This is a genomic window from Streptomyces sp. MUM 2J, assembly GCF_022414535.1.
Lineage (GTDB): Bacteria > Actinomycetota > Actinomycetes > Streptomycetales > Streptomycetaceae > Streptomyces.
The window spans coordinates 20416-36328 of the sequence record NZ_JADWYM010000022.1 but is presented as its reverse complement, the minus strand read 5'-3'; the positions used below and the strand labels follow the sequence as shown (position 1 = coordinate 36328).

The 15913-nt window shown below is 73.2% G+C and carries 14 protein-coding genes; 13 read left to right on the top strand and 1 reads right to left on the bottom strand.

Annotated elements, in window-relative coordinates:
- Positions 1-34 precede the first annotated feature (34 nt).
- From I3F54_RS18775 to I3F54_RS18715, 13 genes are all read left to right on the top strand, one after another.
- Positions 35-1138 carry a hypothetical protein gene (locus tag I3F54_RS18775; protein ID WP_240119975.1) on the top strand — a complete coding sequence of 368 codons (1104 nt, stop codon included), beginning with the start codon at positions 35-37 and terminating at the stop codon, positions 1136-1138.
- A 419-nt stretch (positions 1139-1557) separates the two neighbouring features.
- Positions 1558-2283, top strand: a complete 726-nt coding sequence (locus I3F54_RS18770; RefSeq protein ID WP_240119974.1) for an ABC transporter ATP-binding protein — start codon at positions 1558-1560, stop codon at positions 2281-2283.
- A gap of 8 nt (positions 2284-2291) precedes the next feature.
- Positions 2292-4640 (top strand): ABC transporter permease, encoded by a 2349-nt coding sequence (locus I3F54_RS18765; protein ID WP_240119973.1) that lies wholly within the window; start codon positions 2292-2294, stop codon positions 4638-4640.
- A gap of 108 nt (positions 4641-4748) precedes the next feature.
- Positions 4749-5366, top strand: coding sequence for a TetR/AcrR family transcriptional regulator (locus I3F54_RS18760; protein ID WP_240119972.1), 618 nt, complete (start codon positions 4749-4751; stop codon positions 5364-5366).
- A 305-nt stretch (positions 5367-5671) separates the two neighbouring features.
- Positions 5672-6358: a CBS domain-containing protein gene (locus I3F54_RS18755; RefSeq protein WP_240119971.1), complete on the top strand. Its 687-nt coding sequence runs from the start codon at positions 5672-5674 to the stop codon at positions 6356-6358.
- 61 nt (positions 6359-6419) lie between these two features.
- Positions 6420-7433: a nitroreductase family protein gene (locus I3F54_RS18750; protein WP_240119970.1), complete on the top strand. Its 1014-nt coding sequence runs from the start codon at positions 6420-6422 to the stop codon at positions 7431-7433.
- Positions 7434-7599: 166 nt separating this feature from the next.
- On the top strand, positions 7600-8403 hold the full coding sequence (locus I3F54_RS18745; RefSeq protein ID WP_205382954.1) for a sigma 54 modulation/S30EA ribosomal C-terminal domain-containing protein: 804 nt from the start codon (positions 7600-7602) through the stop codon (positions 8401-8403).
- A gap of 402 nt (positions 8404-8805) precedes the next feature.
- On the top strand, positions 8806-10026 hold the full coding sequence (locus I3F54_RS18740; protein ID WP_240119969.1) for a PAS domain S-box protein: 1221 nt from the start codon (positions 8806-8808) through the stop codon (positions 10024-10026).
- Positions 10023-10409, top strand: coding sequence for an STAS domain-containing protein (locus I3F54_RS18735; protein WP_205382952.1), 387 nt, complete (start codon positions 10023-10025; stop codon positions 10407-10409). Before I3F54_RS18740 ends, I3F54_RS18735 begins: the two co-directional genes overlap by 4 nt.
- A complete protein-coding gene (locus I3F54_RS18730; RefSeq protein ID WP_240119968.1) occupies positions 10406-10834 on the top strand; it encodes an ATP-binding protein in 429 nt (142 codons plus the stop codon). The genes I3F54_RS18735 and I3F54_RS18730 overlap by 4 nt, the downstream gene beginning before the upstream one ends.
- The gene (locus I3F54_RS18725) at positions 10822-11880 is read left to right on the top strand and encodes a SpoIIE family protein phosphatase (protein WP_240119967.1); all 1059 of its coding nucleotides are present in this window, start codon (positions 10822-10824) and stop codon (positions 11878-11880) included. Before I3F54_RS18730 ends, I3F54_RS18725 begins: the two co-directional genes overlap by 13 nt.
- Positions 11881-11915: 35 nt before the next feature.
- Positions 11916-13097, top strand: a complete 1182-nt coding sequence (locus I3F54_RS18720; RefSeq protein WP_240119966.1) for a PAS domain S-box protein — start codon at positions 11916-11918, stop codon at positions 13095-13097.
- A gap of 810 nt (positions 13098-13907) precedes the next feature.
- Positions 13908-14810, top strand: a complete 903-nt coding sequence (locus I3F54_RS18715; RefSeq protein WP_240119965.1) for a universal stress protein — start codon at positions 13908-13910, stop codon at positions 14808-14810.
- A 257-nt stretch (positions 14811-15067) separates the two neighbouring features.
- Here I3F54_RS18715 and I3F54_RS18710 read toward each other — a convergent pair whose 3' ends face one another.
- A complete protein-coding gene (locus I3F54_RS18710; protein ID WP_240119964.1) occupies positions 15068-15883 on the bottom strand; it encodes a hypothetical protein in 816 nt (271 codons plus the stop codon).
- Positions 15884-15913: the final 30 nt, after the last annotated feature.

Below are 15913 nucleotides of genomic sequence, written 5' to 3'. Positions count from 1 at the left end.
GCGGATCATGTGGGGATCGAACGAGTTCGAACATATGGTGCGTACGCACGACATGGCCGGTATCGAGTCGGCTCGGGGGGAGGTGGAGTCCGAGGATGTGCCCCAGCTCGTCGATCTGTACTGGCGGTTGCCGGACTGGACGTCCCGGGTCCTGCTGGCCGATCTGCTCGCCCCCGTGCGCAGCCCTGCGGTGGTCGAGGTGATGCGGGATGTGCTGCGCGCTCCGCTGACCGGCCACTGGACGGACGACTGGACCGAGGTGGTGAAGATCTCGGCTCTCGGGCGCCTGTACGAGGAGCACGCGGAGCAGGCCCGCCGCTACTGCGACGATCGTGACGAGTTGCACCGGGCCGTGGACTCGGTGCTCGCCCGGCTCGGTCTCGACCTCGCCACCGCGCCGCCGCTGCCGGACGCGCCCTCGGCCGAGGCGACGGTGGCGGAGATCGCGACGCGGGCCCCACTGGCCGCCTACGTGCTCGAGGTCGGCACCGAACCGCTGGACCGCCCGACACGGAACTCCGTGGGTGGCTGGCCCTTCCTCGATGAGGGCCAGGAGTGGCCGGAGTGCTTCTGTGGTGAACGGATGTCGCTGTTCTTCCAACTCGATCTCCCGGACGACCTGGGGCCGTTCGGCGGCGACCACCTTCTGGTCTTCCACTGCCGCGCCCACAACGACGCCTCCAACCCTGAACTGAGCGACGAGGGCCGGCTCGTACCCCGGTACTGGGACGCTCCGCAGCCGCCTCACCCGCGGCCCTTCTGGCGGGTACTGCTCCAGCGCGACGCGGCGCAGCCGGCGGCGCAGCCCGAACCGGCCGTGCGCGCCCTGCCGCTGACACTGCGGCCCTTCACGGACGCCCCAGTCCGGCGGGGGCGGGGAGCCCGGATGTTCAAGGTGGGCGGAAGGCCGTCGTGGGCGCAGTCCCCCGAGTCCTACCGGTGCGCGTGCGGCGCGGAGCTGGTGTACATGTGCCAGGTACCGGAACACATGGAATTCGTCACCCACTCCGGCCAACCGGAGCAGCCCTACGGTGTCGGCACCGACATGTACAACCTGTTCCTCGGCAACGAGGTCTACCTGCTGGCCTGCCCGGCCCACTGCGATCCGGCGGCGGTCTGGCCGGTGAACCAGAACTGACCGACGCACCGCCGTTCTCCGCCCGGGCGTGAGAGCTCACGCACGGGCGCGGAGCGCACCGTCCCGGTTTCGCCGAGCCGTTCGCATGCCCGGGATCCGCCCGTCGCGCAGCCCGTGAGGGATCAGCGTGAGCGGCATGTGAGCCGGGGAACCCCGGTCTTCCTGATGGCGTGCCGTTGCTCAGACGCCTCGGCGACTCTCGGCATCCCGGGCGTTTCCGCCCGGAAGGTCCGTCACCTCACCACAGCGTGAGGGCTTCGGCTTGAGGCAGCACCTTGCTTGGGCGAACGCCCAAGGCGTACGCTTTGGGCGTTCGCCCAGTAGAGGTGCGGGGAACACCTCCCGCCGGAGCGCCGCCGCGTGGGACGCCGGCCGGTGCCGCTGGGACCACACCGGATCAGGAGCGTTGAGAGCGCGACATGACGACCACACCGGAAGACCGCGGCGGCGTACGACTGCGCGGCGTGAGCAAGACCTACGGCACTGCAGAGGCAACAGTCCACGCGCTGCGCGGCGTCGATCTCGACATCGAGCCCGGGGAACTCGTGGTCGTCCTCGGTCCGAGCGGGTCCGGCAAGACGACCCTGCTCAACCTCATCGGCGGCATCGAGTCGGCGGACGCCGGCCGGCTGACCGTCGCGGGAGAGGAACTCACGGAGCGACAGCCGGCCCGGCTCGCCGACTTCCGGCGGCAGCACATCGGATTCGTGTTCCAGTTCTTCAACCTCGTGTCGACGCTGACCGCACGGGAGAACGTCGAGGTCATCGTGGAGCTCACCGGCCGCGGCGACCGCCGGCGGGCGGCGGAGCTGCTCACCGCCGTCGGCCTGAGCGACCGCATGGACCACTTCCCCGCCCAGCTCTCCGGCGGACAGCAGCAGCGGGTGGCCATCGCCCGGGCGCTGGTCACCGACCCGGACCTGCTCCTCGCCGACGAACCCACCGGCGCGCTCGACACCGCCACCGGCCGCGCGATCCTGGAGCTGGTACAGCGCAGCAACCGCGAGGGGCGCACCGTGCTGATGGTCACCCACAACGCCGGGATCGCGGCGATGGCCCACCGGGTCGTGCACATGCGCGACGGGCGCGTCGAGTCCGTCGAGCGGCAGTCCGTCCCGGCCGACGCGGCCGCCGTGACCTGGTGAGGCGCGCCGTGCGACACATCATGTTCACCAAGACCCGGCGCGATCTGCGGCGGCGGCTGGCCCAGTTCACCGCCGTGGCGATCACCGTGATGCTGGGCGTCACCCTGTTCATCGCCAGCTACGACGCCTACCTCAATCTCAGCGCGTCCTACGAACGCACCTACAGCCGGCTGCACTTCGCCGACCTCACCGCGACCGCACCCGACGCGCGACCGCTCGCCACCCGGGTCGAGGACGTCTCCGGCGTCGCGGCCGTGACCACGCGCACCCAGGCCGACGTGCCGCTCGACATCACCGGCCAGAAACTCCAGGGCCGCGTCGCCGGACTGCCCGACGACGCCGGGGCCCCCGCGGTGAACCAGGTGGAGATCACCGAGGGCCGGGCGCCGGCCGCGGGCGACTCCGACGGCGCGGTGCTCGAACGCCATGCCGCCCGCACCTTCGGCCTCCGGCCCGGCGACCGGGTGCGCGCCTACGACGGCAGCGGCTGGCGCACCCTCACGGTCCGCGGCATCGCCGTGTCACCCGAATACCTGTGGCCCGCACGCGACCGCCAGGAGGTGCTCGCCGACCCGCACTCCTTCGCCGTGCTCTACGTCCCCGAGACCACCGCCCGGGCACTGGCGGGAACGTCCGCCCCGAACCAGGCCCTGGTCGGATTCACCCCGGGCAGCGGCGACACGGACAGGAGCCGGGCGACCGCCGCCCTGCGCGCCGCGGGCGCCGTTCACGTGCAACCGCGCGCCGACCAGCCTTCCAACTCCGCCCTGGCCGAGGACCTCAAGGGCTTCAACGAACTCGCCGTGGCCTTCCCTCTGCTGTTCCTGTCGGCCGCCGGCGTGGCCGCCTACATCCTGATCACCCGGCTGGTGCTGGCCGAGCGCCGGATCATCGGCACGCTGCTCGCCGCGGGGGCCCGTCGCGGCGCCGTCGTACGCCACTATCTGGCGCACGCCGTGATCTCGACCACGGCCGGTGCGGTGGCCGGCGTCGTCCTGGGCGCCGTGGCCACCTCCGCGGTGACCCGCGCCTACACCTCCGCACTCGACATCCCCGACACCGTGGTCGGCCGGCACGTGCCGACGAGCCTGCTCGGGCTGCTGTTCGGGCTGGTGGTGGGGCTGGTGGCGGGCGGGGCTCCGGCGCTCGCCGCGGCCCGCACGGCGCCCGCCGAGGCGATGCGGGGCGACGGGAGCCGGACCCCGCGGCCGGGGCGGGTCGCGCGGCTCCTGGCCCGCGCCCGGCGACTGCCGGTCAGCTGGCGGATGGCGCTGCGCGACCTGGGCCGCAGCCGGCGACGCACCATCGCGACCATGAGCGGCGCGGTGCTCGCACTCGTCCTCGTCCTGACCTCGGTCGGCATGCTCACCAGCATGCGGGCCATGGTCAACCGGCAGTTCGACCAGGTCCAGCGGCAGGACGCCACGGTCACGGCGGCCGCGGGCACCGAGGACCTCGGGGCCCGGCTGCGGGCCGCGCGCGGGGTGGCCTCGGTGGAGCCCTCGGCCACCCTGCCGGTCACGGCCTCCTCCGCGCACGGCTCCTACACCACCTCCCTGACCGGATACCGGCCCGACACGCAGATGCACCGGTTCCTGCGCGCCGACGGAGACGCACAGCAGTTGCCCGTGCACGGTGTGCTGGCCGGCGCGGCGCTGGCCGACCGGCTGCACGTCTCGACCGGCGACCGGATCACGCTCACCGGACCCGACGGACGGGCCCGGCAGGTGACGCTCGCCGGATTCGTGCACGAGCCCATGGGCACCGTGCTCTACGCCTCCCTCGACACCGTCCGGACCGTGACCGGCACCCAGCCGGACACCTACCTGCTGCGGTTCGCCGACGGTGCCGACCGGGCACAGCTGCGCGCGCAGATCACCGGCCTCGACGGCGTCGTCGCCTATACGGACGCGCGAGCACTGCGCGACCAGGTGGACAGCTACCTGAAACTCTTCTGGATCTTCATCGGCGCCATGCTGGTCCTCGGCGGGGCCCTCGCCTTCACCGTGATCTACGTGACGATGACCGTGAACGTCGCGGAACGCACGGGCGAACTCGCCACACTGCGGGCGGCGGGCGTCCCGTTGCGCCGGGTGGCGGGCATCCTCGCCACCGAGAACCTCACGGCCACCCTGCTGGCCATGCCGGCCGGCCTGGTCGCGGGCGCGGCGACGGCATGGGCGTTCCTGCAATCGTTCAACAGCGATCTGTTCACCATGCAGCTCAGCCTCGGCTGGCCGGCACTGCTGCTGGCGGCGGTCTCCGTGGTTGCGGCAGCAGCCGTCTCACAGCTTCCCGCCCTCCGAGCCGTGGGACGACTGGACATCGCACGGGTGGTCCGGGAGCGGGCACAGTGACGGCGCGCGCGGGCCGCGCGACCCATTTGTCGGTGTGATCGGTCAACCCGTACGATTTGGTCGAACGCCCAAGACGTGTTGCGCGTCACCGGAGAAGAAGGAAACGACATGGCGCCGACCTCGCAGGAAACCGGGCGGGAGACCCGAGCCCGGCTGCTGCGGGCCGCAGCCGAACTGATCGTCGAGGACGGCTGGGGCACGGTGTCCACCCGGCGGGTCGCCGACCGGGCCGGGGTCCGGCCCGGTCTGGTGCACTACCACTTCCAGTCGGTGGACAACCTCCTGGTCGAGGCGGCCCTGCAGGCACTGCGCCAGGAGGTCGACGGACTGCTGAGCGTGCTGCGCGGGGGCGCCGACACCGGGACCGGGTTGGAGTTCTTCCTGGAACTGGTGGCCCGCTACGCCGCCGACAGCGAGACCACGGCGCTGTTCAGCGAAGCGCTGCTCGCCGCCACACGGAACGAACGGCTGCGCCTGGAACTGGCCGCAGCGCTCGGGGAGTGCCGGTCCGCCCTCACCGGCTGGCTCACCGCACAGACCGGGGACCCGGAGGCGGAGGCCGTCGCCGTACTCCTGCTGGCCCTGCTCGACGGTCTGGTCCTGCACCACCTGATCGACCCGCGACTCGGCGGGGTGCCGTTGGAGGGCGCGCTGCGCCGTCTCGCCGGGCTCGACGGACCGCCACGGGCCGGCGACGGGGACGGCTCCCCCCGGCGTCACACCTGAGTCCGCGAGCCCGGCAGGGCCGGCCTCCTCCTCGCACCGCCGGTTCCTCCCTGCCGGCGCGGGGCCGTGTGGGAGGGTGAGGTGACCGGTGGAGGCGTCGCGGTCACGAGCAGGCTGTCCGCGACGGGGCCCGACCGCACCATGAGCCTGTCGGCCGTGCGGAGGGGCCCGACCGGCCCTGCCCGGCGGCGGCGCGCGGCCCCACCATGAAGAGGCGAAGAGGCACCGGTCAACCAGCGGTCCAAGTCCCTGAGCGACCTGGATTCCGACATCCCTCGTCCTGCGCATGTCCCGGGAGACACGCCGTGTTCACCAGCGATGCTCCGCACACCGTCCGCGACGTGATGACCACCACCGTCGTCGCCGTCAGCCGCGACGCCACCTACAAGGACGTCATCGAAGCGATGCACCGGTGGAACGTCGGTGCCCTGCCCGTGCTCTGCGGCGACAACCGAGTCGTGGGCATGGTCTCCGATTCGGACCTGCTGCCCAAGCAGGAGCTGCGCGACAGCGACCCGTCGCGTCTCGAGCGCCTCCTGCGGGCGAACGAGCTCGGCAAGGCGTCCGCGGTGAAGGTCGGCGACCTGATGACGGCACCCGCGGTCTGTGTCCGGCCCGAGACGGTCCTCGCGGAGGCCGCACGGCTCATGGGGACCAAACGGGTCAAGCGCCTGCCCGTCGTCGACGGGGACGACCGCCTCATCGGTGTGGTCAGCCCCTGCGACGTGCTCAAGGGCTTCCTGCGTTCCGACGAGGCCATCCGGAACGAGGTCCACCACGAGGTCGTGTCGGCGCTCTTCCCCGACGAGCCCTCGCTCCAGGTCTCGGTCGTGCGCGGGGTGGTCACGATGGAGGGACGCCTCCGCGACACCTCCCTGGTGCCCACGGCGCTCCGTCTGGTCCATGCGATCGAGGGCGTCGTGGACGTGCGTTTCGAACTCACCGCCTCCGCCGAGGAGTTCACCGCCCCCGCCGAACAGCTCACCGCCTGAGAAGCGACCGCTGCACACCCGAAGCGAGCGGCCGACGGCCCTGGATGTTGGGAGTCCGACGATGCCCGAGCCCGAGACCGGCCGCCGGCCCCCCGTCAGCCGGGAGCCCGGAAAGCCGTCCGAGGAGATCCTCACGGCCTGCGTGCGGGCCGCGACGGCGGCACCGTCCATCCACAACAGCCAGCCGTGGCTGTTCCGGATCGGGGACGGCACGGTGGACGTCCTCGCCGACCCGGGTCGCAGGCTGGAGGCCATCGATCCGTCCGGTCGGGAGATGCTGATCAGCATCGGCGCGGCCGTGTTCAACCTGCGTCTCGCCCTGCACGCGCAGGGCTGGACGCCGGAGACCAGGCTGTTCCCCGAAGCCGCCGAACCGGACCGGGTGGCCAGGGTCCTTGCCGGGTCGTACGCGCAACCGGACGAGTCGCTCGTGGAGTTGGCGGCGGCCCTCCCGCACCGGCACACCAACCGCCTGCCGTTCACCTCGGCGATGGTGCCTGCCCCGGTCCTCAGGGCCCTGGCCGCGGCGGCCGAGTCCGAAGGCGCCGTGTTCCACGTCGCCGACACGGTGGCCCGAAACGCCATCCTCGACCTCGTCCGTACCGCGGACGAGCGACTGCGCGCCCGGGGCGTCCGCCGTGCGGAGCTGGCCGGGCGGTCGCGTCCGGCCCCCCGCCGCCGGAACGCCCTCCCGCCGGTGGCTCCGGGGTCGTGGGACGCACTCGAGGTCCTGCCGGTGCGCGACTTCGGGCTGGCTCTGCCGCAGTTGCACCGCCCCGCCGAGCCGTTCCCCTCCTCCCCCACCATCGCCGTGCTGTCCACCGGGACGGACGGGCCCGGTGCATGGGTGAGGAGCGGTCAGGCGCTGCAGCGCGTGCTGCTGACGGCCACCACGCGAGGCATCGCGACCACACCGATGAGCCACCCCCTGGAGATTCCCGCGCTGCGGGAAGTGGTGGCCGGCGCCGAATCCGGGCGGCGGCCGCAGGTGATCCTGCGGCTGGGGTACGCGCCGCCGACGCCCCCGACACCGCGCAGGCCCCTGCCCGAGGTGCTCCTCCCCGCTGCACCCTGACGGTCCGGCACCCGGAGGGAGCCCGCGCCGGATCCGGACGCCACCTCGGCCGGGCCGTCCGGCACCTGCCCCAGGGACGTTCGGCCTGCCGACAGGGGCTGGCCAGCTCTGGGAGAGCCGCGCCCGGCCGGGCAGGCTCTGAGTGATCACGGATGGAGGACGCCTGATGAACCGTCTCAAGAGCAGGCCGGATGTCGATGTCCAGGTGGAGACCCGGGGGCAGGTCCCCCGGAACGCGGCGCGTTACGCGCAGGACAAGACGCTCACCGTCATCGAGCACGTCGGCGAGCCGGTCCTCGCGGCGCAGGTCAAGCTGAGCCTTGCGGCCAACCCCGCGGCGGCCAGGCCCGCCCACGCGCAGGCCGTGGTGAACCTGAACGGACGGCCGGTGAGGGCACACGTGGCCGCCGACTCCCTGTTCGAGGCCGTGGACCTGCTGCGCGACCGGCTGGCCGCCCGCCTCGCCCGCGCGCGGGGGCACCGGCAGGACCGGCACCACGGAACCGCCGAGTCCCGCTCACGGACGGCCGGGGACGGCGCCGGTCAGCACCACCGGCCGGTGCGCCACCACGTGGTCCCCGAGGACCGCAGGATCGTACGGCGCAAGTCGTTCGGTCTGCCGCGGCAGCCGGTCCACGACGCGGTCGTCGACCTGGACCTGCTGGACTACGACTTCTACCTGTTCACCGACGCCGTGTCCGGGCAGGACAGCATCGTCTACCGCGACGAGGACGGCCACCACCGCATGGCGTCGGCGAGCGGACAGGACGGCCGTCTCGTCGAGCCGGAGGGAGCGGGTACCGGCCCGGGCACCGTGCCGGTACCCGAGATCGGTGTCACGGACGCCGTGGCCCGTCTGGAGCTGGCCGGCCTGCCGTTCGTCTTCTTCACCGACCGGACGACCGGTCGCGGCAGCGTTGTCTACCACCGCTTCGACGGGCACTACGGTCTGATCGTTCCCGCCGCGTAGTCCCTCCCCGGTTCCCGGGCCGGGCCGCACACTCGACGTGCGGCCCGGCCCGGGGCGCTCCCGCCACGGGAGGCGCCGGGGCGGTGACGGGGAGAGCCGGAAAGGAATCTCCCCGTTCAGCCCCGTGCCGAACGCCTTCGCCGGGCCGGGTGACGTCGTCGTGCCGGGGAGACCACCGCCGGGTCGCGCACAGGTGTTCGCACCCGGCCGCGCGGCGGCGTTCCGCGCCCGTCAGGGCCGCGTGCCGGTCTGCCGTGGAAGGGCTGCCGATGGGGAGCCCTGGTCGCGGTCGACGGGGCCCCGTCGGCAGCGGGTAGCATCGGCCGCGCCGGGCATCACGGCTGCTGCCGAGCGGTCGGCTCGGCCCGGGGACGGACGACGCGGAAGGGTGGGGGCACCGGTATGACGACGCCATCGGGTGGTGGCCGGGATCAGCAGGCGGTCCTGCGGGACCTGGAGACGATGCTGGACGCGGTCACCGACCACGCCGTCGTCAAGCTCGGTCCGGGCGGTGACGTGGTCCGCTGGAGCCGCGCCGCCGAGGCGATGACCGGCTACACCGCGGACGAGGTGGTGGGGCGGCCGGTGTCGGTGCTGCACACCGCAGAGGACCGTGCGGCCGGTCTGGTGGAGCAGGAACTCGACGGTGCCCGGCAGGACGGGCGGCGGGAGTTCCAGGGCTGGCGGGTCCGCAAGGGCGACGGGCGGTTCCTCGCCAGGGTCACGCTGACACCGGTACGCGACGACGCCGGGTCCGTGACCGGGTTCGTCAAGGTCCTGCGGGACGTGACGGAGAGCGCGCGGGCCGAGTCGCTGTTCCACGGCCTGCTGGAGTCCGCTCCGGACGCCATGGTCATCGTGGGGCCGGACGCACGGATCGTCCTGGTCAACCGGCAGGCAGAGACGCTGTTCGGCTTCGAGCGCGACGAACTGGTCGGCCGGGAGATCGAGGTGCTGGTGCCGCCGCGGTTCCGCGACCGGCACATCGGCCACCGCAACGGGTTCCTCTCCGATCCCCGGCTGCGCCCGATGGGCGCGGGGCTGGAACTGTCCGGAATGCGCCGGGACGGTACGGAGTTCCCCGTCGAGATCAGCCTCAGCCCGCTGGAGACGCCCGAAGGGCGGCTGGTGGCCGCCGCGATCCGGGACGTCACCGAGCGCCGGGAGACCGAGCAGCGGCTGCAACGCCAGCGGGACGAGATCCTGGAGCTGTCCACACCGGTCATCCAGGTGTGGGACAAGGTACTGGCGCTGCCCATCATCGGCACCCTGGACACCCTGCGCGCCACCCGGCTGACCGAGGGCCTGCTGGAGAAGATCGCCCAGAGCCAGGCCGAGGTCGCCATCCTGGACATCAGCGGGGTGCCCACCATCGACACCCAGGTCGCCCAGCACCTGCTCAAGACGGTGCAGGCGGCCTCGCTGATGGGCACCGTCAGCATCCTCAGCGGGGTACGGCCGGAGACCGCGCAGTCCATGGTCCACCTGGGCATCGACATCGGGCGGCTGCGCTCCCGCAACACGCTGCAGGACGCCCTGCAACTGGCCCTCGCGGTGCTGGCGGAGCGCGCCGCGACCGCGGAGACCGCCGCCCACACGCTGATCGACGGGGAGCCGCGGTGACCGACGACGTGGTTCCGGTCATGCAGATCGGTGACACGCTGCTGGTGGCGCTCCAGGGCGATCTCGACGACACCACCGTGGTCCGGATCGAGGACCAGCTCACCCGAGAGGTCGCCCGCACCCGGGCGACCGGGATGCTCATCGACGTCAGCCGGCTGAGTGTGGTCGACTCCTTCATCGCCCGGGTGCTGGCGCGGATCGTGTCGATGGTCCGGCTGCTCGGGGCGCAGGCGGCCGTGGTCGGCATACAGCCGGCGGTCGCCATCACCCTGGTGGAACTGGGCGTGCAGATGGGCCATCTGGACACCGCTCTCAACGCCGAGCAGGGCCTGGCCCTGCTGGAGCGGTTGCGGCGCGCCGACGCCGGTACAGGCCGGCCATGACCACCGGTACCGCGCGGGGCTGGGAACCGTCCGTCTTCGACATCGTCGACGAGACCGACCTGATCCGGGTGCGCAAGGTGCTGCGCTGCGAGGCCGAGGCGGTGGGGCTGAACCTGGTGGACGCGACAAAACTGATCACGGCGGGCAGCGAGCTGGCCCGCAACATCCTCTACTACGCCACCGGCGGCCGCGGCCGGATCAGCGTCGAGCAGGTCTACGGCCAGGGCCGACGGGGTGTGCGCGCCACGTTCGCCGACGACGGGCCGGGCATCGCCGACATCGGCGCCGCGCTGACCGACGGCTTCAGCACCCGCGGCAGCCTCGGACTGGGGCTGCCGGGGGCACGGAGACTGGTGGACGACATGACCATCACCTCCGCCGCGGCGTCGGGCACGACGGTGGTGATCGTGAAATGGCAGCGATGACTCCGGGGGCCGGGAGCGAGGCGGCGCCGGGTGGGCACGAGCACCGCCGGCACACGATCGTCGCGCAGGAGGACGTCGGCGCGCTGCGCCGCGCGGTGGCCCGCCTGGCCGCCGGGCGGCACGCGCTGCGGGAGGGCGTGGCCGAACTGGTGGCGACGGAGCTGGGAACCAACCTGCTCCGGCACGCCCACCCCGGAGGGTACGTGCTGGCCCGCACGGCCGGGGACGGGATCGAGCTGATCTCCGTCGACCACGGCCCGGGGACGACCGCCGCGGCGCTCGCCCCACCCTCCGGGACGGTCCCGCCCGCCGCGGTGCCCTTCCGCGGGGGCGGTCTGGGTGCCGGGCTGAGCGTGGTGCGGCGCAACGCCACCGAGTTCGACTGGTACTCCACGCGCCGCGGCACGGTCGTCTACGTCCGGCTCGGCACCGCGCCCGCCGGGCCTGCGCAGTGGCGGTTCGGCGGCGTCAACGTCCCGCTCGGCGGCGACGGCGCCTCCGGGGACGCCTGGGCGGTCGCGCCCGGCCCGCGGGCGGCCGCCCTGGTCGTCGACGGCCTCGGGCACGGACCGGCCGCGGCCGCGGCGGCACGGACCGCGGTCGCCGCCTTCGGGCAGGCGCCCGCCTCCGAACCGGATCTGTCCGTCCGTCACGTCCACGAGGCGATGCGCGGCACGCGAGGCGGTGTGGCGGGTGTGTGCGTGATCGACCCCGGCCGCGGCGAACTCGTCCACGCGGCCGTCGGCAACATCTGCGGCCGGATCCTGACCGGTCCCCGGTCGGTCCATCTGCTGGACCGTCCCGGCACTCTGGGCACCCATCTGCCCCTTCCCACGGTCCATGTGCAGCGTTCCGCGTGGGAGCCCCGATCGACGCTCGTCCTGGTCTCCGACGGAATCCGCTCCGGCTGGAACCTGGAGGACCACCCCCGGCTGCTGGAACGCCATCCGGCGATCGTCGCCGCCGTGCTCCACCGCGAGTACGGCCGGCCCACCGACGACGCCACCGTGCTCGTGCTGCGCCAGGCCGGCGCCATGGCATCATGAGTCGGTTCCCGTCATCAGGCGAAACGGGGTCGGACATGAGGGACCTGCCCAACCCGCGCACCACCGACGGCGCACCCGCCGCGGCCGGGCCCCAGGCAGAACTGGAGCGCCGCGCGCGGCTGGTGGACGAGCTCAGCCAGGAGCTGGAGGACACCAACCGGGGACTGATCGCCCTGCACACCGAGCTGGAGGCCGCGCGGGAGGCCGAGGCCCGGCTCGCGGCCGTCGTGGCCTCCTCCGACGACGCCATGATCTCGCTGGATCCGGACCTGCTCGTCCGGACCTGGAACCCGGGCGCCCACAGACTGTTCGGCCACTCCGAGCAGGAGATCCTCGACCGGCCGGTCCAGACGCTCATGTCCGCGACGGCCTTCGACGCGCTGCGGACCGCGGCGGAGCAGATCCGTTCCCAGGGACGCACGGACTCCTACCCGAGTCGCTGGCGCCGCGCCGACGGCACGGAGGTGGACGTAGCCGTCACCGTCTCCCCGATGCGCGACCAGGAAGGCTCCCTGATCGGCTTCTCGACGACGGCACGGGACATCACCCATCAACTCGCCGCGCAGGCCGAGCTGGCCGCCGCCCGCGCGGAGCGCGAGGTGATGGCCGACCGCGACCGCATCGCCCGGGACCTGCACGACATGGTCATCCAGCGGGTCTTCGGCGCCGGGCTCGCCCTGCAGAGCATCGGCGCCCGCCTCGACCGGGCGGACACCGGCGACCGCATCAACAAGGTCATCCAGGAACTCGACGCCACCATCCGGGAGTTGCGGGGCACGATCTTCAACCTCAACCAGCCCGCCCAGAGAGCGGCGAGCCTGCGCGCCCAGGTTCTCGGCGAGACGACCGCTGCCCAGGACCGGCTCGGTTTCACCCCCACGGTCGGGTTCGACGGCCCGGTCGACGCCGCGCTGCCCGACGAGACGGCCGCCCACCTGCTCGCGGTACTGCGCGAGGCCCTGTCCAACGCCGCCCGGCACGCCCACGCCTCCGCCGCCTGGGTCACCGTCCGCGCCGGCGACGAACTGCTGCTGGAGGTGCACGACAACGGCCGTGGCATCGATCCGGCAGTCACCCGCAGCAGCGGTCTGACCAACCTGCGCCGCCGCGCGGAGAGTCTGGGCGGCACCTTCGAGGTGACCGGCCGTCCCGGCGGCGGCACCCGCCTGTGCTGGCGCATCCCCCTCACCTCCCGCGACCGGGCCCACACCCCCTGAGAGGCTCCCCGAAGGCCGGACCGGGTGCGGACGCGTCCGGTGCCGTGCGTCCGCGGGCATGCGCGGCGTCCGCCGGCATGCGCGGCGTCCACGGCGGCGCGCCCTCCTGGACAGGGCGGTACGGGCAGGTTCCGGCAGACGGGTGAACGTGGTTGCCGACAGCAGCCGACGGCCGGCCAAGGCGCACACCCGGGAGCAGACACGTTCCGCGCGGCGTTGCCGTGACCGCCCGGGCCGCGGGCCGCTTCGGGGCGCGGCGGACGCGGGGCAGCACGTCCGGCACGGCACCGGCCCAGCCTGCGGGCCCACCGGCCCTCCGGCCCGGGGACCTGCGGCCCCTGCGCCCGCCGCCCCCGCGCCGCCATGCTGGCCCTGAATCCCCGTGAGGAAGCGGAAGCCATGGTCCGCAGTGTTGTCGTAGGTCTCGATGGTCCGGCCGAGAGCCGTGCAGCGGCGGAGTGGGCGGCAAACCCGGCCGGCGCGGTCTGCCGGCCGGGCTTGTCCACGTCCGGGGTGCGGGGCCCGACCCCGTGGCTCCGGTGCGCTGCGTCGGCGCCGGGACACGGCAGGAGTGGGGTGAGCGGATCGCGCGCGAGGTGGTCGAGGGGCCCGGGTTTCGGCGTTCCGGCCTCGGCATGAACGCGGAGCAGCCCCCCGGCCGGCCCGCGCAGGTGCTGACCGAGGCGGCAGGGGACGCCGGGCCGCCGGTCCTCGGCTCCCGGGGGCTGAGCCGTGCTCCACCACGCCCCCGCCCCGCTGGCCGTCCCGTCGGACACGACCGAACACGAACCACGAGGAGAAACGACAGTCATGAACATGAAGGTTCCGGTGCGGGTGGGAACGGAACATCCGCTGGTGGTGGGGGTGGACGGCTCCGAGCCGAGTCTGCGGGCCGTGGGCTGGGCGGCGGACGAGGCCGCGCTGCGCGGAATGAGGCTGCGGCTGGTGTACGCCTGCCTTTGGGACCGTTACGAGGGCGCGGCCCTCGCCCGGGACTTCGGCGTGCCGTCCGCACGGGTGCTGCCCCAGGACGTGGTCGAGGCCGCGGCGGAGCGGGCACGTGACCGGCAGCCCGGCCTGGAGGTGTCCTGCGAGGTGGTGTTCGAGGAGCCCGAGTACGCCCTGGTGCACGAGGGACGGCAGGCGGCGGCCCTGGTGGTGGGCTCCCGGGGCCGCAGTGGTCTCGCCGAACTGCTCCTGGGCTCGGTCAGCCTGACCGTGGCCGCGAACGCCGGCTGCCCGGTGATCGTGCTGCGCAACAACCACCGCGACCGGGCCACGCCCCCGGACGGCGGTCACGTCGTGCTGGGCGTGGGCGAGGACGCGAACGACTCGGCCGCGGTGCGTTTCGCCTTCGACGAGGCCCGGCACAGGGGGGCCGTGCTGGAGGCCGTCCGGGCCTGGCGATGCCCCACGCACGAGGCCTCCGGCCACGTGTCGCCGGCCGACGACCTCGCCGTGCCGCACGAGGAGCACGCCGAGAAGGTCCTCGCCCAGGCCCTGCGGAACACCCCGCCCGACATCGAACTGCGGCGCCGTACCGTCGAGGGCCACGCCCGCCGGGTACTGGTGGACGCCTCGCGCGACGCCGATCTGCTGGTCGTCGGAGCCAGGCGGCACGAAGGACACTTCGGGCTGCAACTCGGCCGGATCGCCCACGCGGCGCTGCACCACTCGATGTGCCCGGTGGCCGTCGTACCGCAGCAGGCGTGAACCGCGGGACGGTCGCGTGACCGCGGGACGCGCGTGTGCGGCGGCGAGCACCGGCCGGTCCGGCCGAGCTTCCCCCTGGAGAGCCACCGCGACCACGGCGACCGTCCTGCATCCCGGCCCACGGGGGACGTCGCAGCCCGGGCGTCCCCAATCCGGTGACAGGCGTCCCTCGACCGGCGCTTGGGGTGTGCGGCCCGTGGCGCACAGCGGTGTCATGCCGCCGGCCGGGACCGCCCCCGTTCAGCGGCATGGGGGGATCAGAGAGTGATGAAGGTGAAGCTGTCGGGGATGGTGGGGCTGGCGACGTTCCCGTCCTCACGCGGTGACGCGAGGGGTCCGCTGGTGGTGGGCGATTCACCCGGGGGTGGGGTGGTCCTGGTGACGGGCTGCGGTGTCCCGCTGCTGTCCGCCGGAACCTCGAGGGGGGCTCCGGGCGTGTTCTGCGAGTGTCGCGGGGGTGGTGGACCGGGAGCTGTGGCGAGGTGGGCGCCGCAGTCCTGGCGGTATATGCCACCCGCCAACGCATGTGCGCAGGAGGCCAGGTCGTCTTCGGGCTCGGTCAGGGCGTGAGCGACCAGCGGGCGTGCCAGCTGTGGCCATCTCGTCAGCAGGACGGCGCGCAGGGCCGCGGCGCGTACCGGTCTGTGTGGTGCGAAGAGCCCTGACGTGACGGCGTCGGCGACGTCGGAGCGGTGGTGTTCCGGGGCCGACGCGGCCACGGCCGTGAGGATGGGGGCTTTGGCCGCGGGTTTTGTCGTGTGCAACAAGCTCAGGGCTTCGGCCAGGGTGAAGCACGGGAAGGCCCGGCGTGCGATGGCGTCGGCTTCAGCCATGGCGCGCTGGTGAACCTCTGGTTCGTCCGCGGTTATCTCGGCGAAGGGCACGCAGATCGCGTCTCCGGGATAGAAGCGCACGATTGCGCCGTCGAGGCTGCGCCAGGTGGAGGCGACGCCCAACCACTCGTGGTCCTCTCCCCCCGCGTAGAGCCAGCCCGTGCTTGCTGCGAGGTTGCCGAATGCGGAGGTCTCCACCGGAGCCCTGAAAGCGATTCTGCGCTGCTGCCACCAGCCCATGGCCGGCTCCTCCGCGGGGTGTGAAGGTGT

Coding starts and splice junctions, on each gene's coding strand:
- I3F54_RS18775 (WP_240119975.1), top strand. CDS start 35: ATGGTGCGTACGCACGACATGGCCGGTATCGAGTCGGCTCGGGGGGAG.
- I3F54_RS18770 (WP_240119974.1), top strand. CDS start 1,558: ATGACGACCACACCGGAAGACCGCGGCGGCGTACGACTGCGCGGCGTG.
- I3F54_RS18760 (WP_240119972.1), top strand. CDS start 4,749: ATGGCGCCGACCTCGCAGGAAACCGGGCGGGAGACCCGAGCCCGGCTG.
- I3F54_RS18750 (WP_240119970.1), top strand. CDS start 6,420: ATGCCCGAGCCCGAGACCGGCCGCCGGCCCCCCGTCAGCCGGGAGCCC.
- I3F54_RS18745 (WP_205382954.1), top strand. CDS start 7,600: ATGAACCGTCTCAAGAGCAGGCCGGATGTCGATGTCCAGGTGGAGACC.
- I3F54_RS18740 (WP_240119969.1), top strand. CDS start 8,806: ATGACGACGCCATCGGGTGGTGGCCGGGATCAGCAGGCGGTCCTGCGG.
- I3F54_RS18730 (WP_240119968.1), top strand. CDS start 10,406: ATGACCACCGGTACCGCGCGGGGCTGGGAACCGTCCGTCTTCGACATC.
- I3F54_RS18725 (WP_240119967.1), top strand. CDS start 10,822: ATGGCAGCGATGACTCCGGGGGCCGGGAGCGAGGCGGCGCCGGGTGGG.
- I3F54_RS18720 (WP_240119966.1), top strand. CDS start 11,916: ATGAGGGACCTGCCCAACCCGCGCACCACCGACGGCGCACCCGCCGCG.
- I3F54_RS18715 (WP_240119965.1), top strand. CDS start 13,908: ATGAACATGAAGGTTCCGGTGCGGGTGGGAACGGAACATCCGCTGGTG.
- I3F54_RS18710 (WP_240119964.1), bottom strand. CDS start 15,883: ATGGGCTGGTGGCAGCAGCGCAGAATCGCTTTCAGGGCTCCGGTGGAG.